Genomic DNA, 584 nt, shown 5'->3' with positions numbered 1-584 from the left:
TATTAAATAAATTGCGGGTGTGGCGGAATTGGCAGACGCGCTAGACTTAGGATCTAGTGTCTTATGACGTGGGGGTTCGACTCCCTTCACCCGCACCAATTTATATATACCTAGTCCGTTAATCGATAAATCTAAGCGGGAGTAGTTCAGTGGTAGAACACCACCTTGCCAAGGTGGGGGTCGCGAGTTCGAATCTCGTCTTCCGCTCCAAAATTAGTTTATCTATTAATTAGTCATGCCGGGGTGGTGGAATTGGCAGACACACAGGACTTAAAATCCTGCGGTAGGTGACTATCGTGCCGGTTCAAGTCCGGCCCTCGGCACCAAATATGCGCCCTTAGCTCAGCTGGATAGAGTGTTTGACTACGAATCAAAAGGTCGGGAGTTCGAATCTCTCAGGGCGCACCATTAATTTTATCTCGGGAAGTGGCTCAGCTTGGTAGAGCACCTGGTTTGGGACCAGGGGGTCGCAGGTTCAAATCCTGTCTTCCCGACCATTTATTGGGGCCTTAGCTCAGCTGGGAGAGCGCCTGCCTTGCACGCAGGAGGTCAGCGGTTCGATCCCGCTAGGCTCCACCAATATT

The 584-nt window shown here is 51.2% G+C and carries 6 tRNA genes; all 6 read left to right on the top strand.

Annotation, left to right across the window (positions count from 1 at the left end):
• Positions 1 to 13 precede the first annotated feature (13 nt).
• Positions 14 to 98: transfer RNA gene (locus tag ACERII_RS25910), tRNA-Leu, on the top strand.
• A gap of 37 nt (positions 99 to 135) precedes the next feature.
• Positions 136 to 210, top strand: a tRNA-Gly gene (locus ACERII_RS25905).
• A gap of 27 nt (positions 211 to 237) precedes the next feature.
• Positions 238 to 326: transfer RNA gene (locus ACERII_RS25900), tRNA-Leu, on the top strand.
• A gap of 5 nt (positions 327 to 331) precedes the next feature.
• Positions 332 to 408, top strand: a tRNA-Arg gene (locus ACERII_RS25895).
• A 12-nt stretch (positions 409 to 420) separates the two neighbouring features.
• Positions 421 to 497: transfer RNA gene (locus ACERII_RS25890), tRNA-Pro, on the top strand.
• A gap of 6 nt (positions 498 to 503) precedes the next feature.
• A tRNA-Ala gene (locus ACERII_RS25885) sits at positions 504 to 579 on the top strand.
• Positions 580 to 584: the final 5 nt, after the last annotated feature.

This window comes from Evansella sp. AB-rgal1, from assembly GCF_041820985.1.
In the GTDB taxonomy this organism is placed as follows: domain Bacteria; phylum Bacillota; class Bacilli; order Bacillales; family Salisediminibacteriaceae; genus Evansella.
Note: the sequence above shows the minus strand (reverse complement) of the source record. Positions and strands in the feature narration are given on the sequence as shown.